Origin of the sequence: Pseudoalteromonas aurantia (assembly GCF_005886875.1) — a bacterium.
Lineage (GTDB): Bacteria > Pseudomonadota > Gammaproteobacteria > Enterobacterales > Alteromonadaceae > Pseudoalteromonas > Pseudoalteromonas aurantia_A.
In genome coordinates, this window is sequence record NZ_PNBY01000009.1 from 47,930 (window position 1) to 72,065 (window position 24,136).

Sequence of the window (24,136 nt, forward strand, 5' to 3'; positions counted from 1 at the left end):
ACTATTTCGTCCTATATCGACGAAGGCGATCAAGTAATATTTGAGTTATCTCGCCAACTCCTTCAAGTGATAGTTCTGTGTACATGGGTAAACACAGCACTCTTTGAGCTGTATCATTTGCGATTGGCGTACAGCCTGACATTCCATACGCAGGTACGGTATTTAAACTTGGATAAAAATAACGCCGTGTTTGTATGCCGTGTGCAGCTAATTGGCTAATTAAAAATAGCACCTCCGCTTCGTCATTCAGTAACACCGGAAAGTAGCAACCATTAGGCTTACTATTGTCAGACCACTTAATAGTCGTTAAATCATTCTCCAAGGCATTTTGATAGGCAGTCCACAATGCCTGACGTTTGGTAAGAATATCAGGAAATAGAGGCAATAAAGATAACCCCATCGCCGCATGCACTTCGCTCATTTTTGCATTTATGCCGACAACACCCGGATATTGCTGGCTATCAAACCCAAAGTTAATTATTTGTTTAGCACGTAGATAGTCCTCCTTGTGCTTAAAAATAATAGCGCCTCCTTCAAGGCTGTGGAATATTTTAGTCGCATGTAAACTTAGCGTGGCTGCATCCCCATAAGATAGCAACGCCTTACCGTTATACGTTGCACCAAATGTATGCGCCGCATCATAGATCACTTTTAAATTATACTGAGCCGCTTGCTCTTTTATTTGCTCGTCATTACACGGGTTACCGTAAACATGAACTGCCACCACAGCGCTGGCTTTCTCAAGCTGGGCTTGCGATGCACTATTTATATCTAGGTTTAATGTCTGAGGGTCAATATCAATAAATTCTGGTTCTAGATCACCAGCCAACAAAGAGCTGGCCGTTGCGGCAAATGAATACGGCGTTGTGAGTACTTTACCGGATACTTCTAATGCCATATAAGCAACTGATAAAGCCAGTGTGCCATTTGCAACCAATAATACATGCTCAACACCTAAGTATTCTGCTAGCTTTTTTTCTAATTCTTGTACGCATGGGCCGTTATTCGTTAACCATCCACTGTTAAATATGTTTTCTATTTTATTTTGGTAATTTTCAAGAGGGGGGAGATATGGCTTCACTATTGGGTATTTCACATGCGGCTCTTAGAACAAAATTTTTGGCATAGTAACAAAAGTAAGCTGAGGGGTCTAGAACTCTGGAGCGAAAGAAATGTAGTGAATTGTTAATATAAAAAAAGCGAGCCTAAGCTCGCTTTTTTTCGCAGAAAACTAATTATTTAGTTTTAACACGATCAGCGTCAGCTTTGTGATAGTAAATAGCGTCAACAGAAATGTTACCTGATGGGGCATTTACCACAACGTTTACGTGTGCATTACCTGTAATACCTTTCTCAGCTGCAAATGCTTTAACTTCAGCACTGATGTTAGTAACTGCTTTAGCAGCTGCTGTTGCAGTTAAAGTTTTAGCATAAGTAGAACCATTAGCAGTCAAACTAACTGTAATAGCACCAACTACAGTACCAGTGTTAGTTACATTGATAGACTGAGCATACTGTGAATCAAACGGCATGAACGTAATGTCGTCGTTTGAACCATCAAGAGTGAATTTACCAGCGTCTTTTGCAGCAATCACTACAGAAGCAGTACTACCAGCATTAACAGCTGTAGAAGCTAGAGTAAATGACTGAGGAGCTGTAATTACAGAACCTTTAGCAGCTTCACCTTTAACGTTTGCTGTAAGCGTTACGTTATCAACTGTAGAATTTACAACTGTTTGAACAAGTGTTAGTTCAGTCAATGCATCATTAATTGATGCAGTGGCAGTATCATCAGCAGCCGTTATTGTAAATGCTTTACCTGCACCTAACAGCTCAGCAGCTGAAAGTTTACCACTCTTGTCTGCATCATAATCGATAGCGTAAGAGAAGTCGCCCTTCAGTACGTGTGTAACTTTAGAGAATGTAATCGCATCAACATCAGAAGAGTTATTTGTGAACGTTGTAACTAACGCATCTTTTAAAGTAGAGCCATTATTAGTGAACTCTTTACGACCTTTAGATGTAGATACTTCACCATCGAACTTAGTAAGCGCTGAGCTCAACTGAGTTTTAAATGTCGCAATTGTGGCATCTTTAGAAACATCATAATCACCAATTGATGGGTTAACTGATATCGCTTTTGAAGATACTTTAATTGTACCTTTGTCTGCAGCAGAGCCAGTTTTCAATTTGAATCCAGCTAATGTAATATTGCCATCAGCTGAATTTGGGTTGTTGCGCGTACTTACACGGAAACGAACAGTTGTTGCACTAGGGTAGTCAACAAATGCAAATGAAGCACCGTTCGCGACACTGCTAGGAGTCGCTGTAGCATTTACGGTTGTATCGAACTCAGCACCTGAAATTGTGAACTGTACTACATCATTTACAATGTACTCAGCACCCGTATCAACTACAACAGCATTTAGGTCACCAGTCTCGAGTACTGAAAGACCTAACAATTTGTTACCTTCAAGCGATACGTTTTTGCCAGCTGTACCAATTGTCGCTGCGTTAGACGCAACTGAAACACCTGCTAGGGCAAGCGCTAGTAGAGATTTTTTGAACATTATCCATTCTCCAAAGTTTCATGAAACAGGAACATTTTAATTGTTCCAAAATTTTAGTTTTTCTGACTTCACTTAGGCGGCCGCCTAATTGACTAACAGCCAAACAAGGACACAGTCTAAACAAAGACACCCTATTGTCAAGCAGTCAACACTGCTCAAAAATACTTTTTTTCACTAAAAACATATAAAAAGCACAAAAATCACACAAAAATCACACAAAAAAATGAAATTGAACAATATTGTGTTTGCTCAACGACGTTTTAATACAATTACTAACACTTATTAACTAAGGTTATATCAATTATTTACTTCTAGACGATTTAAAGTTTGTTTAAAGTCTTGAATAATTGTGTCCCAGTCATCTGCCGTATTGACTATTCGAGGTGTCACAAATACTACTAACTCTGTTTTTACCACATTATTGTCTTTGCCATCAAATAAACTGCCCAAAATTGGGATATCAGAAAACAAAGGGACTCGCCTATCGTTATAGGTTGACTTTTCATCTATCAAGCCGCCAAGCATGATTGTTTGCCCATCACCTGCAATGACCTCCGTTTTTAGGGCTCTATCTAGGATAATTGGATTACCTCCAGCACCAGACCCCCCCGATGACTGAGAGCTAATAGTTTGCTCTATTTCCATTAAAACGATCCCTTGTGCGTTCACAGTTGGTGTTACCGTTAAATCGATGCCAGTATCTAAATAATCTACAGATGTCTGACTTCCAACGTCTGGAGATGTAATTATCTCTCCAACAACTGGAATTTTATCACCCACTGTTATATTCGCCGATACCCCATCTCGAACAGCGAGGGTCGGCCTTGAAAGTACATTTACGTTGCTGTTTGTTTCCAAAAGATTTAATGCAATATTTCCCGATGCACCTTTTAAGGTATACGTAAGACCTGTTTTAGCTGCAGTTTCTAAGTTAAACCCCCCCGTTATATCAGCGCCTAGGTTCGTCAATGCCAATGTTACCCCCCTAGAAAATATATCAGTGAGTTTCACCTCAGCAATGAGTACTTCTAATACAACTTGCTTTGGCAACACATCAAGCCGCTTTATTAAAGGGTAAATTGTACGATATTTCTCACCGGTCGTTTCGAAAATAAGTGAATTTGAACGCTCGTCTACCACCATATTCAAATCATTCGTTTTAGCTGAAACATTTCTTTGTGTATTTTGAGCGACATCTTGATTATCAGCCTGCTGCTGCGACGCAGAAGTCGATGAACTTAAACTCGTACCAGATTGGCCAAAGAGTAGTTGTAAACTCTGCCCTAAATCAATAGCACGTGCAAATTCAGGCTCAAAAATAAAATACTGCGTTTCATTGCCATCCGCCGGCTTATCCAACTGTCTAGCCCAAAACGCAACTCTCTGCAAAAACTTTCGTTCGTTAGCAAAAAAAATCAACGTATTCGTTCTTTGTATGGGTACAATTGAGACTGCTTTTTCAGATGACCCAGAGACATTAACACTGATCCCATCTTGTTCCAGCAAACTTAATAAATTTTTACTAAGCTCTTCAGAAGATATAAACTCAGCTTTATATGTACCGACTTGCCTGTCTCTAAAGGTTGGCTGATCCAATAAAGCCATAAACTCCAGCGCTTTTATTATATCTCGTCTCTTACCTTTTATTAATAACGCCTTTTGTTCAAACAACTGCCTTACATCGATTCTTGTTAACTGTTTGATTGTTCCAGCTAAAGACACCTGAACCCCTGCATTAAACGGGGCGAGCTGAATAATGTCATTGTTCGTATTAGGCACATCTTTTAACTGATTTCCATAGCCATACACAAAGTTATTTGTCGTGCCCTGAGAGTCCTTATGGATATATAAAACATCATCATTAAAACGAAATGAAATACCTTTATCTTCAAGCAAGTCTCGACTGATTTCAAATAACTTTTTGTGGCTTAATTCCTGTTGAAAATTTAGAGTTATTTTATCGGTACTGGCACTTAACTCATCACCAATAATATAATTCACAGCCAACATTTCACCGAATACATAATGCAAGAAGTCTTTCACTAATAAGGTATCAAGCGCTAACTTAACGGTGGCAGTGTCACTAAACCTAGCAGAGAGATTATCATTGGAAATGCTAGTTTGACTATCTACGCCCATTCCAGTCAAGTAAACGAAGCCATTATTTTGCTTCGTGTTCTGTTCTACTTTTATCTCATTCAGGATATCATTCTTTGACGCATTCTGCGCAGCCCCTCCGACAAGAAAAGAGTCTTTAACAGTGACTTTTTTCGGCGCACTACTACACCCCGATAAGCAAACAATACTTCCTATTAAAATCAATTTCTTCAGTTGTTTCATTCTTTATCCGCTTTTGTTGCTGATGAGTTCTCTGCTGCATACATCACCAGCACGACTTTATGATTTTCATTACTGAAATGTACTTCGTTCGCGTTTGGGATACTCACTTGATATTCAAACTCGATTTGACCGTTTATGAATTTTTTCATTTCGACTGTATTTGTTTCTAAATTCTCAACTTGAACAAGTGCAAAAGGCTTATTTTTGGTATCAATGATAGCTTTCAATTGCAGTTTATTTTGCCCTACAAAAAAGCTAAATAATACCCCTTTTTGCTTTAATTGCTGCTCCTTAGACATCCCCTGTGCATTAATAGGGTTACTTTCGACTAATTGCTCATAAGCACTAAACTCGACTTTCAAAGCATTAAAAGTCGATGATCTCATTATCGGAAGTGAAACCACTGGAGGGATATAGTCTGTTTCCATACTCTCAGACAACTGTGAATCTAAATTAAAGCTCGACCTTGCATCAAAAAATAAGAACAGCATGAGTAATATTAATGTGATATAGAAAGTTTTACGCACCAGTGGCCTCCAGTTTATTCATATAAAAAGCCAAGAGTAAACTCAAGCGAGCCCGCCCTAAAGAGTCACTATCCTGATAACGAAGCGATACTTGAAATTGTCGGATTATTATATCATCTCTGTTGGACTCTAATTCGCTTACAAACTTTTGAACCTCTGTTGTTTTACCATCAACAACAACCCGCACCTGATGCCTAATCAAACCCGCGTCAGATATTTCCAACCGACTTAACCAGCCTATATTTTCTGTATCCATACCGTATTCATCTATCATATCAGATAAGAGTTTTTGGGTAACAAAACGAAACTCGGCCTCTTCTGCATATGGTAGTATCAGTCTATCCAAAGTATTCTGACGCACTTCAATTGCGCTTAGAGCATCATTTAACTTATCTTCATTTTCTATTACAGATGACGATTTGACTAACCGTGCATTTGCACTTTTTAGTTCGATAAGAGTACTGTCTTGCCAATCTATAACAGGATAAATAACAAATTTAACCAATGCTAGTAGAGCGAGTAGCACTAATAGCGGTTTCTTTTCCATTACGTTAGTCATTACCACCTCCCCCTTTGTACTCAAGGCGATCTTGGTCCGTATTTAAAATAAAACTTATAACAAAGCGCTCTCTTTGACCTGACTTACTAATTGGAAAATCAAACTGTGCCTCTCCTACCCTTTCAACTCCTTTAATAGCTTCCAATACTTCGATAGCTTCAATTGCAGTTCCTCTGAAGATATACCGACCCTCAATAAACTCCATACTATCTAATTCAGCCTTTTTGCTAATATTCTCAAAAACAAAAAAAACAGGGCTGACTATCATCGAGTTAGAAAAAATTGCATTTTGCGCATTAAATTTCGATTCTTTTACTTGAAATCGACTAAGGACATTAAGCGCCGCGTTAACTTCTGCTTTTTTTCCCTGTAAATCCTTAGTGGTACTATATGATGCGTATGTTAGGTAGGCACTTGTTACTATGAAATAAGTTAAACAGCATAATGTGAGCGCTATGACTACTTCTTTCATTTGTGCAGTGCATTGACGTAGATATTGCCAATTAATAAACTTAAATAAGTCCTGCCCTCTGCAATAAAAACCATGATATAAACGTTCGCCACTACATTCTGTCGTTAAAGCTTTTTGTCCACGACTCACATTGCAACCTACTGAATAGGCAAAACATTGACTGTCGGATATGATGGCTGTTTTTTTTACAGAGTATGTTAATCCATGAGTTTGGCTACAAAAACAAGAATTTAGTAAACAATATTCGAGTACATCACCATCATTGAGCTTTGACGTGAAAATATAGCTTTCTGGCAACATGAACCAATTAGCGGGAACTTCTTGCAAAAACGTCCAACAATTAAAGTATGTACTTTCTGTTTTTCTTTTCCCCAGAAGAAAAAACAAAACCTTAGGAAGGCTGGCATGTTTTTTTGTTTTTAATACGGCGGCAATAGCTCCGCGTTCTGACATCGGTACTTTATCTACGACTTCAGTATATTGCGCCCTTGCAAAGATTGTAATAAACCCTTTTTTAACGTCTACCTTTTTAAGCTCATACCCACTTTCCACTCTGACAAACTTATAATAGCCATCAGCGTAATAGTTAACATATTTGGAAAAAAACCACTCTTTTATTTTTTCAATCATTATATTCTTTCGCTTCTACAGAAACCAGCTCTACAGGACCTGCCTTTCTTGGATGTAATACATAAATTAAAGTACGGCTATACTTCACTCCATTCACAACATTACTGAGTGTTAGTCGAAATCTATTGGATGGATATAAAGTCGTCTGCTCACTTTCAGTTACACCTGTCATATCTGTGAAAATTTTTGGAGTAAGGACATGAGAGTCCCTCATGGTAATAAGTATCCGAGCAACTTCATTACCATATAACATTTTTAATAGCGCATCAGGTGCTGTCATTGGATTAAAGCGACTGGCTTTATAAATCGATGTATTCTTATCCAAAAAATCTAAAAACATAGGTTTATAACCAAGTACTTTAAGTTCAAAGACACTTTGTAGCACACCATTTTTATATTCACGCTCATCATCTAGCATTTTAGTGATTTTGTCATTGTCTTGATAATCAACTAACTGCTCATAATAACGCTTTGCTTCGTATTTAGAAAAACCGTAATTTTCTAAAACCTGGCTTAATCTCTGACGATTCGGATAATTTAAATTTATAAGCCCCCTTAAATCTTGTAAAGTGGCAGTAGTGCTTTCATCAATTTTAAAAGGCCTGCTATGAAAGTTCCAAAGGCTTTCAAACTTAAGATCTGGTAAGCTTACTTTATGCAAAGGGTCTTTCGAAACGGTTAGTAAATTGAAAAGTATCAAAGATTCTGAAGAGTAGTTATCGACCATCGCCTGAGCTTTATCATTAAAGCTATTTGCAAAGTTAACCTGTTGATTCGCACTTGACGTAAAGAAGACTGCCATCATCGATAATATTGCAGTTAAAATTAATACCTGAATAAGTGCTATGCCTGAATTACGCATTAAATGTTGCTCGAGTTAAAATAGTGTCGAAACCACGCATTCGATTCTGTTGTTAAATTAGTATTTAACGTGAGTGAATTTGATAATGTGCTTATTTTAAGTTCAATGTTATGAGGTGTTAACCTTTGACTTATGCCTGAATACTTATCACTCCATATTGGTACTCCTTGTCGAGCTGATTTCAGCTCTAAGCTACGCCACCCATGGTACCTAAATTTAAACTCTTCGACATCTTGTAACAGAGTAATTGATGTTGAAAAAACAATCTCTTGAGTTGTTGAGTTTAATATAAGTGACGATAACGGGAGTGATTGATAAGTTAAGCTAATTCGGTCTTTCTCAACCTTAGTTCCCAAGCGAAACACAACAGGTTCACGGTTGTGTATAATCCCTGTGGAGCTAACCGCCAAAAGCGTACTTTCATTACCTTCGAAAAAAAAAACAGGGATATCATCTGGGGTTCTAATTACAAATGGTTGAATGCCTGACATCAAACTATCCAGCTGCATTGATACCTTAGTAACCCGTGCCACTTCCTCAAAGTCACCTAACTGCTTATCCCAACGAGAATACAATTGATAATAAACGTAATTCCCAGTGTATAGTACTAAGGTAAGTAATGTAGTAACTATTAACATCTCAATTAAAGTAAAGCCGCTTGGTTTATTCATATTTCCAGCTCACCTCAAAAAACTGGTACTCTCTTTTTGCTGAATTGAAAGTCATCTCGAGCGTTACAACCCATAATTTGTATTCATTATAAGACTCGCTTCCTCCTGCAATGCCAACCACTTTGTCTTGTTCAACAACTTCTGACGTCCAATTATATTCAACCCGATTAGAGCTACCACTGCCTTCGGCATTATCAATAGAAAATTGCATATTTCTTAAATCAGCTCTAATTTCTTTCAAAATAGGAATCGTATGACCTGACATTACAACATAATCTGTCGCCTTGTCGCTACTAAGCAGCGCCCCTCTATAAATAACTGAGATAACCGAGATAACGCTAACTAGAATAACAACGGACACTAATAATTCAATGAGTGAAAAACCTTTATGGCGATAATTAATAAGCATTCAGATTCAAACGTTTTGTGGTATTTTTGAAGTTCACGGTGAATATTCCAGGTATTGCATATCCTTGCGTATTAAAAGTAATGACTAACGGAGTAAATGATAAATATTTAAACTCCTGAGTCCAAACAACATTCCCATTTAACTTACTTAATACGACTGAGTGACGCTTAGTAACTAACTTATACGCCTGCCCGTGTAGAAAAGCTTTATTACCAATGTTTTTAATCTGCTGTTTCAATTCTAGCATTTCGGATTTAGCTGATGCCCGCTCAATACTCTGAATTGAAAATGGCCCAATGACTGATAACGTTAATGCTATCAAACTTAACACTATCATTAGTTCAATCAAAGTATAACCTTTTGTTTTAGCCACCCTAGAATGTACCTTAAAATGACACATCATTTACTGAAATCATACTCATTAACATAACAACAACAACCCCGCCAACAAACACTCCCATAAATAATATCATTAAAGGTTCTAGTAGCGCTGTTACACGGCCAGTCCAAGATTCAAACTCTGTTCTTGAGCGTTGTGCTATTTCATCAAATACTCGACTGAGATCGCCTGACTCTTCACCGACTTCAAGTAAAGAAATATAAAATGGAGGGAATATTTCGGTCTGGCTTAATGTCGCTGACAACTTCTCTCCCTCTTTTACTTTCTTTCTAGCTATTGTTAACTCAGGCTTCAAATGGGTATTATTCACACTGCTATTTGCTAATTCTAATGCTCTGTCTAACGAAAGGCCTGCTTTTAACATTAAAGCTAACCCACTATTAAAACGAATTCGCTCTAAAGTTATTGCTGCACTAGATATAATTGGTAACTTTAGAGTTACTTTATCTTTGATTGGCTTCAAAGTACTGGCTTTTAAAGATACTACAACTAAAAATGGTAATACACACAAACATAAAAGTACCAAAACTTGATAATTCTGCATAAACTCACTGATGCTGAGCATTAACTCGGTATACCATGGCAACTCTTTAACTTGAGCAAACATATCAGCCATTTTAGGAATAATGACATTAAAGATAAACAAAACACTCAGCATGCATACAAAAAGAATAACCAGTGGGTACGTTAAAGAGCTAATAACCTTACTACGTAGCTCCCTTCTGAATTTAAGATCTTTTGCTAACCCTTTAAATACTGCAGATAAATCTCCAGTCGACTCTCCCAGTTCGACTAAGTTACAATATAAGTTATCAAATACTGTTTCATGCTTTCTCAATGCCTGAGACAATGTATTACCGTTCTGAATATCTTTACTAATGGTTCGAAGCATTGTTGCCAATATAGGTTTAGCTTTTGTTTTAGCTATTATTTCCAAACCTTTATCAACCCTCACTCCTGTGGTTAATAGTAAACTCAGCTCGGAGGTAAATAACTCTAAGTCACCAAGGGAAACCTTTTTAGTGCGGAAAAATAAACCGCTTCTTTCACTACTTACATTGATATTCGAAGGAATCAAATCCAATGCTGATAACTGATCAAATACACTATTCCGATCTTCAGCTTCAATAACCCCTTCTACTTTTGCCCCCGACTTATCATATGCTTTGTAATTAAAACTAGGCATTACCCTGCAACCCTAATAACTTCTTCAATTGTAGTTAAACCTAAAACAGCCTTGTACATACCATCTTGCATTAACGTACGGCGCCCCAAAGCAGCGTTATGTTCTTTCGCAACAGCAATAAAATTACTGTCCTTTGGAGTTGCCCTAACCTGCTCATCACATGCTAAGTACTCTGTGATTGCGACTCTGCCTTTATAGCCTGTATTTGCACAACTAGGGCAGCCAGCCCCTTTTTGTAAGTTGATACTCTGTAAATTATATTTGTCTGCGACTTCTCGTAAATTGTATTTATCGATTAACTCTAAAGCACCACTATCAGAAATAGAACAATCACTACATACTTTCCGAACAAGCCTTTGTGCAACAACAGAAACTAATGCAGCATTTAACAAAAACTCTTCAACTCCAAGGTCCAGTAGCCGAGTATACGCACCTGCAGCATCATTTGTATGTACTGTAGAAAACACTAAATGCCCTGTAAGTGCCGACTGCAAGGCTATTTGTGCTGTTTCTTTATCTCTTATCTCACCAAGCATAATAATATCAGGATCTTGCCTCACTATGGAGCGCAATCCAGCAGCAAAGTCAAACCCAATAGCTTTATTAATTTGTACTTGATTTATTCCAGGCAATTGATATTCGACCGGGTCTTCTAATGTAATTATTTTTACATCATCATTATTTAATGCATTCAAAAATGTATATAAAGTTGTTGTTTTTCCTGAGCCTGTAGGCCCTGTCAATAAAACAACTCCAGATGTTTTTTTTATATCGCATAATAATGATTCTTCAACGTCTTTCGAAAGTCCCAACACATCCATATTGTACTTTACATTGTCTTTCCGTAAAAAACGTAAAACCATAGACTCTCCATCGTTTAACGGTAAAGCCGAAACACGAATATCCAATTCTTCATTAGATATTTTCATTTCAATTTTTCCATCTTGCGGTCTACGCTTTTCGGCTATATCCATACCCGATAAAATTTTTAATCGAGTAATGATAGGTAGCTGCATTTGCGCTGCTATATATTCCGCATCATGTAGCACTCCATCGACCCGATAACGGGCACGATATCTCCCATCGAAAGGCTCTAAGTGCATATCTGATGCGCCTTGTCGCAACGCTCGGCTGATAAGTGAATTAAGTAAATTGACAACAGGCGCTTCTGATGCCAGCTCTTTCAAATTGACTTCATCTAAACTTTCTTGGATAGGAGAGCCTAAATTATCAACTCCTAGTTCTGACCTTAACCACTCAATATCTTCATCTTTCGCAATATACATGACCACATCGGTTTGTTGCTCAAGCCAATTGTTAAGTTCTAAATCTAGGGGATCTTTTGCAGCAATTAATAGTTCGTTGTCGCGTTTACCAAATAAAAAAGCATCTTTTTTAATTAAGAAGTCCAACATTTCAAGTTTTTCAGATGCATCATTCACTTGAAATAAAGTTCTTTCAAACAAAGGTATATTGAATATCTTACTGAGTAATAGTGGAACTTGATCTTCAGACAGACTTCCCATATTTATCAGTATCTGATCAAGCCTGCCACCGAATTTATCTTGGATAACCCTCGCCCTATCAAAGTCTACTTCAGAAATATTAAGCTCATCTAAAAAAAAAGAGTTCATATTAGAAATGTTCAATGTCTTCATTATTGCCTTCCCCCCCTTCCTTCCCATCACTTCCGTACGACTTTAGAGAATAAGGAGATGCACCAATTCCGGGTGTTGTATAAATATACGGTGTTCCCCATGGGTCTAGAGGAACAGCCTTTGGTAAATAAGGCCCATTCCAACGCGGGCTTTTACTTTCCGTAAGCTCTTCTAATTTATTTGGGTATTTTCCAACATCGAGTCTATAAGTGTCTAATGCAGTTTCAAATGCCGACATTTGAGCTGCAGCGATTTTTCTTTCTGATGAGCTTAATTGCGAAAAAAACTTTGGTGCTACTAAAGACATTAGCAACCCTAAAATAACGATAACAATCAATAGCTCCATCATCGTAAAGCCTGAATTCATACGACTATTTATTTTCATTTAGATCTACCTTACGTTTATTTGTTATAGATAAGTATTTACGAATAAACCTAGCGACTTTCCATGCATGTTGAATACACATAGAGTAACTAACAAAAAAAGCGATGAATAAAGCAAACATTATCCACTGTGGTACAAACAATAGCTCTCCGAGAACACCTATAGAAGCAAGCATTAACCCAAAAATACAAATGCTAATTAGCGCTTTGTGAGAGCTAAAGCCTATCCTCATGAATACATGATGCAAATGATCTCTATCAGCCTTAAAAGGTGATTGTCTTTTTTTCAGGCGACGAATAATAATTGCTAGCATATCCATTAATGGAACTGCAATTATCCATAATGCGGTAACTGGCCGGAAAGTACTGTTGTTCTCAGGCTGGGTCGATATCATGAGTAACCAGATGACACTCAAGCCAATAAACATTGAGCCAGCATCTCCCATAAATATCTTCTTTCCTTTATGCCCAGAAACACCCAAATTAAATGCTAAATAAGGCACAATTGTTGCTATGATGATTAGAGGTAAAACACTAAGTTCACCTCCATTGACGGCAATTAATAGTAAGATAGCAGAGAATGTAATGATGCTCATTGCTCCCGCCAACCCATCTATACCGTCAATCATATTAAATGCATTAATTGCTGCAATAACGGTAATCACAGTGAATGGGATGCCAAACCAACCTAACTCAATACTGCCAAGACCAAATATATTACCCAAATTATGGATATATAATTCAGATCCCCACATCATAATTAACGCTACAATACTCTGCACACATAACCTAATTTTCACACCTAATTGACGATAATCATCAACAACGCCTAATACAACAATGGCAGCCGCACACCCTAGATATATAAGTAACTTTTTTTCAAGTGGCACAAAAAACATTATTGAAATTAAAACAGCGCTAAAAATCGAGACCCCTCCAATCAATGGAATCGCGCCTACGTGCTTTTTTCGACTGTCAGGCAAATCGACTAAACCAATCTTTAATGCTAGCGGTTTAATCATAAAAATAGAACAATAAGATGCTAACAATGCAAAAACTATAACCATGTATCTAAACTCTACCCATCGGCTTTAAGTGTGAAACTTGAAATTATATCTGATCTCAAGCTAGGTTTATATAACACTACTGTAAACTATTACTTATTAAGCGTAGCAATTGACGCAGCAGCCAAACCTAATTGGTAAATAATCTGTGTCGCAGTGCTCCACAAGGTCAAGCTGTCTAAATGTTGAGAATCAAGCGGCACAACAATAGTATCGCCTGGTGAAAGCTGGCTGCCAACTTGGTTTACTGCAAACCATGAACCGCTGTCATTTGGTAACTCAACTGAGCCATTGGCTTTAATGATATAAATGCGGTCTTCATCTGCTTTTTGCTTAAATCCACCGCTGGCCTTGATATACCCATTCACATCTTTATTCGCATCATAAATATGGGTTGATGCGAGGTTCACTTCACCAATCACACTAACCGAATCTTGAATAGCAGGAATATAGAGCGCATCTTGACCTTCCAGTTGCAGGCTTTGTGACGAAGGGTTGTCTAAATCAATCACCAGTCGTCCTACGGCTTCAAGTTTTGATAAGTCTTTCAAAATTTGGTCTAAATTTTCATAAGGTAATTCTGCACTAGCGGTCTTGCTTTGACGTTGAAAGCTATTGGTGACAATATCTCGTCTTAGCTCTTGCGTTAATCTCTGGATTTGCGATTTTTCTTTACGCTTGATTGACTCACGCGTAAAAATTGCGGCTTCTTTATGGGCAAATTCACTGAAACCACCAGCTCGCTTGACTAAGCTCTCTAACGTTTCCCCTCTTTGAATTGTGTAAGTACCAGGGAACATCACTTCACCCACTACTTCTACTTCTAATCGCTCATGCCAATTTGGCTTAGGGAATATATTAACAGTATCTTTGCTTTGTAATGTGTGATTGGCAGCACTAAGCTCAGCACGTGCATTAAATTGGATATGCTCTACTTGCTTCAGATCATTGCCGTAAACCCGCGTAAGCTCTACCTTTTCTAGATAGGCTGATTCTAAAAAGCCCCCTCCGGCTGCAACAGCCATGGTAAAGTTGGCATTATTTGGTAAAGGGTACACACCCGGAAATTTAACCCTGCCATTTACGGCAAACAATTTTGCTGGATCTGAAGCAGTCGCTTGCTTTTGTAGCTTAGCAATAATCGGCTTCAAAAGGTTATGACGACTAAAAACGGCATACTCTTCTTCTTTGACTTCGTCATCTTCTTCAAACAACGCATTTATACTGCTAATGACTTCCTCTTCCTCTTCGGAAAAGTCAAATTCATCATCTTCTTTTACGCCAATGAACTTAAGGAACTCGTCACGTTCGTACTGCTCCCATAACTCTATGTTTTCTTTTAGCTTGAGCTGTTCTTGACTATAAGCCAAACTTTTCAACGTGGCTTCTTCATCAGCTTTTAGATCATATCGGCTAAATACAATGATCGTATCGTTACTTTTCAGTTCTAGATTAGATTCATTATCCACTAAGATGTTTTCTGGAGAAAACTGTAAAACCTCAACATCTCCTTCCAAGTTAACTTCACGAATAACCAACGCATACGAGAAGTCAGCTATTGGTAAAATGTCATCTCTTGGACTGGTAAATACGTCACGTACTGTTTTACCTTTATGCCACTCATAATTACCAGGGCTTGTTACTGCCCCAATTAACGTGATGGTATTTTTCATCCGTTGTGAAGCTGGATTAACAACAATCTCATCGCCATTCATTGGCTTATACTGTGTTGCATTATTAAAGTTCACATTCAATGTAACCCGAGAGCCAAACCCATTAAAACGCGATACAACCACTTTATTTTTGTTTGCACTGGCTTTAAAGCCGCCCGACATCGCAATGACACTTTGTGCGTCATCCGTCTCAACAAGCTCGAAAATAGCTTTACGCGTTACCTCGCCCTTAATTTTAATCTTTTTCGAAGCAGGTGGGATAAATACCACATCCCCTGGTTTTAAGCTTACGTCTTTTGAGCTGTCCCCAAACAACAATAAGTCATAGAGGTCAAATGTCGTGATCTCTTTACCTGCGCGCTTCACCTTAATCTTTCGCAAAGAACCCAATTCATTAACGCCACCGCCGACAAACAACGCATGAGTTACCGTTGCCAAAGGAGACACGGTGTAACTGCCAGGCTTATATGCTTCACCCACAACCATTATGCGCATGGCGTTAAGCTGCCCCATACTGACAAAGGCTCTAACACCTATCATTTCTTCAGATATTTTATTTTTAACGAGTTCTTTTAACTCACGAAATGATAGACCAATTACGTGTACAGGCGATAAATTTGGGATCGCTAAACGCCCTTCGCGATCAACCTGAACTTCATGCTCTTTACTGGTTTTACCATACAAATTAATTTTAACTTTGTCACCAACCCCAATTAAATAAGTATCTGGGATCGCGGCAAGCTCAGTCGGAATAAACGTGGTCGGCTCACCTTCAAAAAGCTCATAACCAAATGGTTTTAACTCATCTTCTTTTGGCTTAAACTTTTCTTCTAATTCATCCGCTTCAATTTCTTCTTTACTACGCGGTTCAATCGTAGACTCAGGAAGCTCAGTATTTTTATCATCGCTTTGCTTTCCTTTTAAATCCTTTAGATTAAAGCCATATTTTTTTGCAAGTGCCTCTTGCTGGGCTTTTGGTAGCTTTTTAAATTGCTCCATTTGCTGGGCGCTCGGAGTCGCAGCCACAGCTTCCTCCATGTTTATATAAATGAATGAAAATAACAGCGTCGCAATAACGACTAATTTACTGAACTTCACAAATATACCCTTATAAATTAAGTGCGTGAGTTAACCGACGCATCATACCGTATTTTCACTATAAAAAAAATGGGGCCAACGGCCCCGTTTATGTATGAAATTGTAATAATTAAAAGCTATAAACTAGGGTCAATGACATTTCTGTGTCGGTATTTTCTTTACTATCATCAACGTCTGAATTGTGGATGATGTTATAGGCAACCTTCATCTGTAAAGAACCGTTGATCTTAGTTAGCAACGCAGACTCCGAGATACTCTTCGTATTGGTGCTACCCGTTTCTACCGCAAACAATTGAGTAAACTTTGCATTATCTGAAATTTGCCAATCGTAATTTGCTTTAGCAACACCCACAAATTCACTGTCAGACTGGCCTTCAATTAAATTGCCTTTTTTATCTTTGGTGTCTCTGCCATGCTCAAACCACTTCATACCTGGGCCGATTTCAAAGCTCAAATTCATATTGTCACTATCAAGCAATGTAAGACCGTAACCAACCGATGCCAGTCCTTCGTTACGATATGCACCAAAATAGTCTGACACATAAGAGCCTAAAACAAATAAATGACTGCCTTTAGTGCCTAACTTGTAGTTACCTTGTAACGACAACCCATACTTTTCATTTGTACGTTTGTCTATTTTACGGCCGTCACTTTCAATTTCATCTTCTTTATAGATGCCATTAACTTTGTATTCGTTATGCCAATTCTCTAAGTGATGCTTAGCTTTTAATCCACCTTTTAACGTGGTGGTTTCCGTATTACCGCTGGTAATAATCGCACCAACTTCACTGGTCACATCCCATGTTTTTTGCTCTTTTGTATCCGCAGCTTGTGCCGATGTCACAATGGCCGCACAAACACACAGAGATAACAATTTAACTTTCATTACTAAATAACCTTACTGTTGAGAATCTTTATGAAGATGAACATCCATTTGCGGAAATGGAATGGCAATACCCGCATCATCAAGGGCGAGTTTAATATTTTCCACCAAACTGAAATACGTTGGCCAATAATCCGATGTATTAACCCAAGGGCGTACCACAAAATTAACACTTGAATCGGCAAGTTCTGATACGGCTACGGTATAAGCGGGGGTTTTCAGTAGTCTAGGCTCTTCATCTAATACATTTTGCAGAACCTGTTTCGCTTGTTTCAGATCAGCCTCGTAACTCACACCAATAACTAAATCGATACGACGCGTTTTCTCTCTAGAGTAATTTACAATGGCACCAGACATAATGGCTGAATTAGGCATGATGATCACTTTGTTATCTGGTGTACGTAATTCAGTTGAGAATATCTCTATCTTTTCAACACTGCCTGATTTACCGCCAGCCTCAATAAAATCCCCTGACTTAAACGGTCGCAGCATAATGATTAATACGCCTGAAGCAAAGTTCGATAGTGAACCTTGTAATGCTAAGCCTACGGCTAAACCCGCAGCACCCAAAATAGCAATAAATGAGGTAGTTTGAATTCCTACTTGAGAAAGCGCCATCAATATGGTTGCAGCGAATACCAACGCATAAATGATATTGGCAACAAAGCCGCCCACAGCTTTATCAATGTTGCGTTTTGCGAAAGCCTTTTCAGTGAGGCCCGAACAGAACTTAGCAACTTTCACACCGATTAGTAGAATGATAACTGCGAGAATAATTTGGATCCCGTAGTGTACCAACACATCAGAATTTTCATTTATCCAGTTGACGATGGTTTCCATAGAGCCTCCTTAAGAGCGCTTATAATAGTTTTGATTGATCTTACATAGCCTATATGAATATTTGCTGTATGGGATGACTTTTTTGGTTTTTTCCTTTTTTGGAAAAAATTGCATTTTTCTCTTTGCAAGACTCAAAATATTATGTATTATGCGCGCCACACCAAACGAGGTGTGTTGTGGCGGCTGTAGCTCAGTTGGTAGAGCCCTGGATTGTGATTCCGGTTGTCGTGGGTTCGAGCCCCATCAGTCGCCCCATCTTTTCTTTTTATTAGAATCCACTCTAATAGCAATTATAAAATAAAATTCCTTTCTATACCTTCATGAGTTCTCTATCAATTACCAAAAAAACACTGATTTTGTTAGTTTTATTCTCCTGCGTATTTATTTTTTATAATATTACTCCATTGTGAACACCTTAGGCTGCGATAGATGCGTTTTTGCTTCGTGAAAAGCTAAACAACGGTTCAATAAGCTAAGTAACAACAACTCTATTAATTTTGTGTCCTAATTGCACCACCTTGCTTCTTTTTATAAAAAGCGCGTAACTCCCCTTAAAATGCAAAAGCTCAGACACATTGGTTTTAAATCTCTGCTCGCTAAAGGGCACATACTCGAATACACCTAAGCCTAAAGGCATTAAAACAGGTTAAGTAAAGAGCAAATAAAAGACAGTCGTTCACTATTTTTATGCTATTCGTCATACGGTTAAATCGATCAGCATAACAAATAGTGTAGTCCGATTACGCTGGCTCCTAACCTGCCTGAGGAAGACAAAAGTAAAAAGGATAGAGGGCGCAGCTACGCTAGTTCATGACCTACATCACGAAGATAAGAATAACGAACCTAAAAAGATAAAGATGAAAAGTAGAGAGTATAGTTGCTCTTGTTCCTACCCCAGATCAGAAAGACAAAAATGAAAACAGTGAAGAATGGAAGGATTAAAAAAACGGTGAGCGCAGCTGCACAAGCTCTAGACTTACATCAGAAGCTTAAGCAAGTGAGCAATATCTCATTTAAGTCGTTTCGGGTAAAAATAGCTCCCTCTGATAGCGGTATCTGAGCCTGTAACAAAGACTGAGCCTGTAACAATCCCTGTATGACTGCCATTTAAATAAATCTCATACCTAAATAAATACACCGTCTCCCTGAACTGGTTTCAGGGTCCATAGCTTTCACACCAATTCCATACATCTAAACTCACTGTTATTTGAACAGTAAGCGTCAGACACTTGCCAATAGCAGCCTTAAAGCCTTTAACCCTGTGATTGAGAGCAACAACCAAACTTGGAATAAATTAATTGAAAGAATTAATAGCATTAAAAGTCTACACGCGAAAAGATGCCTCAAAGGTAGGTTAAATTAGTATAGTTGGTATCAAGCAAGGATGCACAAAATACACTCTCTTTTTAATTTAATCCTTTGTCTTAATTAAAAAGAGAGACCATCGTTACCTCAGCAAGACCGACTTGAATAATAACTTTGTATTTGTCAAAAAAAATGCCACCTAAAAGGTGGCATTACACACGGGATTATTTCTATTTACAGATAGAAATTCAGTTATTTCCAGCTCGTCATTTTATGACCTTTAAGAGCATAGAATAAAATAAATAGGTAACTAGGTATCATTAAGCTATATGCGCCTTGTGCGCCTAAGCCTGCAACATTACCTAGACCAATCAATAATGGACCTAGCGCACCACCGGCAATACCCATGATCAGTAAACCAGATGCGGTGCCTGTTAAGCGGCCTAATCCATTTAGCGCCAGTGGCCAAATTGCAGGCCAAACCATCGCATTAGCAAAACCAAGTAGTGCTATACACAATAACGGATCTGGTAATTGAGGTCCACCAAATGGTACAAGTAATATGTTTGAAATTGCAAATGACTCGTTACTTCCCGTAACGACAGCTAATACTGTAACGATACCTGCGATCCCAGACATAACCAATGCATTTTGTTGCGACATGAAACGTGGAATAAGTGCAATACCTATAGCATAACCAATAAGCATACATGCCATCGTATAAGAGGTCATCACAGAGTAATCCGCAATACCAAGCTGTAATGCATAAGATCCAATGGTATCGGCAGCAATAACTTCAACCGCAACATACAATGCGATACCAATAACACCCAACACCAAATGTGGGTGACTCAGTGCTTCTTTTAATTCACCTTTACCATTACCGCCTGACTCTTCAAAAACCAAGTCAGGAAGAGGAGCTACTTTAGCAAAAACTGCAAATAAGAAAATAAGACCCGCTACACCGATGTAAGGCATAATCAAGCTATTCGCCATCACATCTTTTTGCTCTTGAGATAATTGCGCACCTGGCTCTACTACACCACTTACCACAACCGCCGCAAAGATAATTGGTACAATTACACCCGCAGACTTATTAAGCAGCCCCATAATACATACACGCACTGCAGCTGACTTTTCTGAGCCCATTTTAACAACATATGGATTAACTGCCGTTTGCAAAATAGTTTGCCCAACACCAATCATCAGCTGCGCGAACAAAAATATTTCTATCATCTGCAATTTTGCAGCAGGAATATACATAAGTGCTGATGCCGCCATCACAATACACCCAAGCGCCATACCATTTTTATAGCCTACGCGCTTAATTAGCATCGCCGAAGGAATACCAGCCACAGTCACAGCAATATAAAAAGAGGAAATGATGAAAGAAGCCTGTAACGGCGTTAATTCAAGCATTTGCTGTAAAAATGGGGTGATCGCACCGTTAAGCCAGGTAATACACCCTAGAATAAAAAACATTGACCCAGCGAGCACCATAGGGAGCCAGATACTCTGCTTCACTTTATCTTCAATTTCCACTGTCGCTTCCATAAGTTTCTTCTTGTTGCTAATTAATATACTACAGATCTACCTTGTGGCAGATCTAGGAATAAGTTCAGAATATTTTCTGTATAGTTATTAGGCACCCATATTTCAGTCAATCAAAATTGAGGCTTTTTAAGGCTGCCACAAAAATGACAGCGCTGACATTTAACTTTACGTTAAAATTTAACTTTTTACTAGCTAGAATTTAACCACTCAGTTCACTAAAAAAGGACCAAACGGTCCTTTTTTAGTGTTCATCAGCGTAAATTTAATTTAACTCTGTGATTCTACTTGTATTTTTATCATCTAATCGGGTTCTTAATAACACGGCAGCGTTATTGCTTACACTGATCGGATCTGCATAATTTACCCAAGTCGCCCCGTTATCTAGGCTATATTCGATGCTTAAGTAAGGAAATGCACTATTCGCATAGACTGTATTACCTTTTCGAATGGCACCCGGGACAGGTAAGTTCACATCAACCCCAGCTGAAACTAACTTTGGGATTTCTTTCACAGCTAACGCCGTAGAAAAACTCAACCAATCCTTCGCAAAAGGTTTTACAGCGATTTTACCTCCTTCCCAACTCGCTTTATGCCAAGCACGCTCCGCCACTGAGAGAATACGCGGGAAGATCATCGCTAACACCTGCTCTTCAGTACGAATGGTTTCACTCCATACTTGGCCTTGCATACCCAAAATATTTTCTGGTTTTTCAAGCTTTGGCATGGCTCTGCCAACTAGCGCTTCAAGGTTCACAATAGGCTCTCGTGTACGGGTAAAATCTGCATTGGCGTATACGTCATCTGGCATGTAACTAAATGCTTTTTTAGTGTCGATAAAACGCGTTGCCCAGTAATAACCGCGCTCTTCAGGGTGAGCCTCGTAAGGGTGATCAAAATAAAGGTGTGTGCCGTGTGACAAAATAACCTGATAACCATCATTAGCTAAACGGTAAGCGCGATCAGCAACGCCCCATTCCCAAATATTGTCCCAAACGTTTGCTGTAAAAGTTTGATTTGGAAACTCATCTCGTTTGAATGGATTAACTCTGTCGTACATTAAGCCATCTTCCCAAGCCCCAGGAGAGATCCCGCGCTTGGCTAAGATATGCGCCACTTTTTGTGTAAAGTAAGGTTTTAAGTCTGCCGCGCCTGCTATGCCGTTATTTGCATCGCTAAATAAGGTCTCGCACGCAGGAGATTTTGTCCACGACCCACTGCCAACTTCATCACCACCAAAGTGTAAATTAGTCAGGCGTGTGCCGGCATCACGGTACATTGCTTGTAATTCATAGGTCACTTTTTCAATAAAGGCATAGGTCGAATCGAGGCACACATTAAATGAATTATCAGTGTAATTTTGCACCGTGATATATTCTGACTCATCATTCGGATCGGTTAATAGATATGCTTTGGCCTGTTCAAGTTTACCTTGCGCCTTTAATGTATTATAACGAGCCTCCATAGATTTAATGGCAGCACGCGCATGGCCTGGGCCTTCAATTTCAGGAATGATCTGAATATGGCGTGCATGCGCAAACTTAATCAATTCGACAAAATCTTCTCGAGACAAGTAGCCATTACCTGAACCAGATTTGAACGGACCCGTGCCAAGTTGGGTGAGTAAGCATCGCTGCTCCTCTAAGTCAAAACAACGATGAGCGCCAATTTCCGTCAACTCTGGTAAGCCAGGGATCTCAACACGCCAGCCTTCATCATCTGAAAAGTGCCAATGAAACTTGTTCAGCTTATAGCGTGCCATTTGCTCTACTAATTTAAACAGCGCATCTTTGCCATGATAATTACGTGCGTTGTCATAGTGCATACCACGCCACACAAACCTTGGCGTATCTTCAATTTCAACATTAGGCACAGTGATGGTATTTTTGCTCCCTGCTGGGAAGAGCGCTAATAAACTTTGAATACCGTAAAAGACGCCAGCGTTATCGCTACCAACGATCTCTATTTTATCATCATCTATTTCTAGCTGATAACTTTCAGCAGCCCCATCAGCCAGGCTTTCATCAACTTTTAAGTAAATGGTAGGCGCTTTAGAAGCTTTAATATGGTCAGCTTTACTCTCTAGCTCTAATCCATAATTGGCTAAATCAGCTTTAAAAACAGCGACCTCAGATGTTAAGCGACCTGCAAAACGCAACTCCCACGTTGAATCAATCACCGTGCTGCCACGATTAAAGTCTACTTTTTGTGGTTGAGGAATAATACGTTTTAACGCATCTTCTTTTGTTATCGACACTGATGAAAGATTTCTTTCGTAGCGCAATTTAGCAGATGCTAACTGAGTTTTATCAACAGGGTCATTATATCGTCTGAGCTGGTTTTCTCGCTCAAATGGTGCAATATATTGCTTAAAATCTTCTGTGTCTGTATTCGCAAAAATAGCAGGGGTATTTTGCTGTGACACCATAAATGCGCGAGGCATAAAGTCACTATACGCTGCAACCCACACAGCAGCTTCAAATTCTATTTTGATGCTTTCGCCAACTGCTAAACCCGCAAAATCCTCATTGGGAACAAATCGATGTAAATCACCATTAATGTGCTCAATGTCAAACCCAGCTGCAGACTTGCTATGTATTTTACGCACAGAGTGTATATATATTTGCCAGTCAGACTTGCCTTTACCAAGCGCAATATCCGAGTCATTAGTCAAAGTCATTGACGCAATAAGACTCGAGGCACCATTATGAAAATTATCTTCTACGGCAAATACAAGTTTTGTGCCTTGTGTAAAAGAGTCCAGTTGAGACTGTGATAGGTTAGCGTTGGCGAACAACGGCGTCGTTATCAATAGACTCGCTAGCATGTGTTGCTTAAAGGTCATTGGTTTGCTCCTTGGTAAACACCTTCACTCTCAATTATTCGATATTAAAATATGAGCGTAAAGTGTTCAGTCACTATTAACATTAGCTTCATCATATAAAAACAAAAATGACAGCGCTATCAATATTTACTGTACAAAACTGCAACTGCAAAATAATTAAAAAAAAGCCCACTAAACAGTGGGCTATGGCAATTAAATTTTATTAAAGT

The 24,136-nt window shown here is 38.7% G+C and carries 19 protein-coding genes and 1 tRNA gene; 1 reads left to right on the plus strand and 19 read right to left on the minus strand.

Annotation, left to right across the window (positions count from 1 at the left end; genetic code table 11):
- Position 1: 1 nt before the first annotated feature.
- From CWC18_RS01385 to CWC18_RS01465, 17 genes are all read right to left on the minus strand, one after another.
- Positions 2–1,096, minus strand: a complete 1,095-nt coding sequence (locus CWC18_RS01385; protein WP_138674570.1) for a DegT/DnrJ/EryC1/StrS family aminotransferase — start codon at positions 1,094–1,096, stop codon at positions 2–4.
- 139 nt (positions 1,097–1,235) lie between these two features.
- On the minus strand, positions 1,236–2,570 hold the full coding sequence (locus tag CWC18_RS01390) for a hypothetical protein (protein ID WP_138674571.1): 1,335 nt from the start codon (positions 2,568–2,570) through the stop codon (positions 1,236–1,238).
- Between the two features lie 297 nt (positions 2,571–2,867).
- Positions 2,868–4,910 carry a type II secretion system protein GspD gene (locus CWC18_RS01395; protein ID WP_138674572.1) on the minus strand — a complete coding sequence of 681 codons (2,043 nt, stop codon included), beginning with the start codon at positions 4,908–4,910 and terminating at the stop codon, positions 2,868–2,870.
- Positions 4,907–5,437 (minus strand): hypothetical protein, encoded by a 531-nt coding sequence (locus tag CWC18_RS01400; protein ID WP_138674573.1) that lies wholly within the window; start codon positions 5,435–5,437, stop codon positions 4,907–4,909. The genes CWC18_RS01395 and CWC18_RS01400 overlap by 4 nt, the downstream gene beginning before the upstream one ends.
- Positions 5,430–5,996, minus strand: a complete 567-nt coding sequence (locus CWC18_RS01405; RefSeq protein WP_138674574.1) for a hypothetical protein — start codon at positions 5,994–5,996, stop codon at positions 5,430–5,432. The genes CWC18_RS01400 and CWC18_RS01405 overlap by 8 nt, the downstream gene beginning before the upstream one ends.
- Positions 5,989–7,098, minus strand: coding sequence for a hypothetical protein (locus CWC18_RS01410; RefSeq protein ID WP_138674575.1), 1,110 nt, complete (start codon positions 7,096–7,098; stop codon positions 5,989–5,991). Before CWC18_RS01410 ends, CWC18_RS01405 begins: the two co-directional genes overlap by 8 nt.
- Complete coding sequence (locus CWC18_RS01415; protein ID WP_138674576.1) at positions 7,091–7,960, minus strand: type II secretion system protein GspK; 870 nt, start codon at positions 7,958–7,960, stop codon at positions 7,091–7,093. Before CWC18_RS01415 ends, CWC18_RS01410 begins: the two co-directional genes overlap by 8 nt.
- Positions 7,960–8,631, minus strand: a complete 672-nt coding sequence (locus CWC18_RS01420) for a prepilin-type N-terminal cleavage/methylation domain-containing protein (RefSeq protein ID WP_138674577.1) — start codon at positions 8,629–8,631, stop codon at positions 7,960–7,962. The genes CWC18_RS01415 and CWC18_RS01420 overlap by 1 nt, the downstream gene beginning before the upstream one ends.
- On the minus strand, positions 8,624–9,040 hold the full coding sequence (locus CWC18_RS01425) for a prepilin-type N-terminal cleavage/methylation domain-containing protein (RefSeq protein ID WP_138674578.1): 417 nt from the start codon (positions 9,038–9,040) through the stop codon (positions 8,624–8,626). The genes CWC18_RS01420 and CWC18_RS01425 overlap by 8 nt, the downstream gene beginning before the upstream one ends.
- Positions 9,030–9,443: a type II secretion system protein gene (locus CWC18_RS01430; RefSeq protein WP_138674579.1), complete on the minus strand. Its 414-nt coding sequence runs from the start codon at positions 9,441–9,443 to the stop codon at positions 9,030–9,032. Before CWC18_RS01430 ends, CWC18_RS01425 begins: the two co-directional genes overlap by 11 nt.
- Complete coding sequence (locus CWC18_RS01435; RefSeq protein WP_138674580.1) at positions 9,427–10,626, minus strand: type II secretion system F family protein; 1,200 nt, start codon at positions 10,624–10,626, stop codon at positions 9,427–9,429. The genes CWC18_RS01430 and CWC18_RS01435 overlap by 17 nt, the downstream gene beginning before the upstream one ends.
- Positions 10,626–12,284 carry a GspE/PulE family protein gene (locus CWC18_RS01440; RefSeq protein WP_249930061.1) on the minus strand — a complete coding sequence of 553 codons (1,659 nt, stop codon included), beginning with the start codon at positions 12,282–12,284 and terminating at the stop codon, positions 10,626–10,628. Before CWC18_RS01440 ends, CWC18_RS01435 begins: the two co-directional genes overlap by 1 nt.
- Positions 12,262–12,669, minus strand: a complete 408-nt coding sequence (gene gspG, locus CWC18_RS01445) for a type II secretion system major pseudopilin GspG (protein ID WP_171041004.1) — start codon at positions 12,667–12,669, stop codon at positions 12,262–12,264. The genes CWC18_RS01440 and gspG overlap by 23 nt, the downstream gene beginning before the upstream one ends.
- Positions 12,656–13,735, minus strand: a complete 1,080-nt coding sequence (gene wecA, locus CWC18_RS01450; protein ID WP_138674581.1) for a UDP-N-acetylglucosamine--undecaprenyl-phosphate N-acetylglucosaminephosphotransferase — start codon at positions 13,733–13,735, stop codon at positions 12,656–12,658. Before wecA ends, gspG begins: the two co-directional genes overlap by 14 nt.
- A gap of 89 nt (positions 13,736–13,824) precedes the next feature.
- Complete coding sequence (locus CWC18_RS01455; RefSeq protein WP_171041006.1) at positions 13,825–16,443, minus strand: polysaccharide biosynthesis/export family protein; 2,619 nt, start codon at positions 16,441–16,443, stop codon at positions 13,825–13,827.
- 169 nt (positions 16,444–16,612) lie between these two features.
- Complete coding sequence (locus CWC18_RS01460) at positions 16,613–17,389, minus strand: DUF481 domain-containing protein (RefSeq protein ID WP_138674583.1); 777 nt, start codon at positions 17,387–17,389, stop codon at positions 16,613–16,615.
- 12 nt (positions 17,390–17,401) lie between these two features.
- A complete protein-coding gene (locus CWC18_RS01465; protein ID WP_138674584.1) occupies positions 17,402–18,226 on the minus strand; it encodes a mechanosensitive ion channel family protein in 825 nt (274 codons plus the stop codon).
- Between the two features lie 179 nt (positions 18,227–18,405).
- On the opposite strand from CWC18_RS01465, the gene CWC18_RS01470 reads away from it, so the two are divergent.
- Positions 18,406–18,481, plus strand: a tRNA-His gene (locus CWC18_RS01470).
- A 1,302-nt stretch (positions 18,482–19,783) separates the two neighbouring features.
- Here the strand turns inward: CWC18_RS01470 and nagP are convergent.
- Both nagP and CWC18_RS01480 read right to left on the minus strand, forming a co-directional pair.
- Positions 19,784–21,085 (minus strand): N-acetylglucosamine MFS transporter NagP, encoded by a 1,302-nt coding sequence (gene nagP, locus CWC18_RS01475; protein WP_138589948.1) that lies wholly within the window; start codon positions 21,083–21,085, stop codon positions 19,784–19,786.
- A gap of 262 nt (positions 21,086–21,347) precedes the next feature.
- Positions 21,348–23,927, minus strand: coding sequence for a family 20 glycosylhydrolase (locus CWC18_RS01480; RefSeq protein ID WP_138674585.1), 2,580 nt, complete (start codon positions 23,925–23,927; stop codon positions 21,348–21,350).
- Positions 23,928–24,136: the final 209 nt, after the last annotated feature.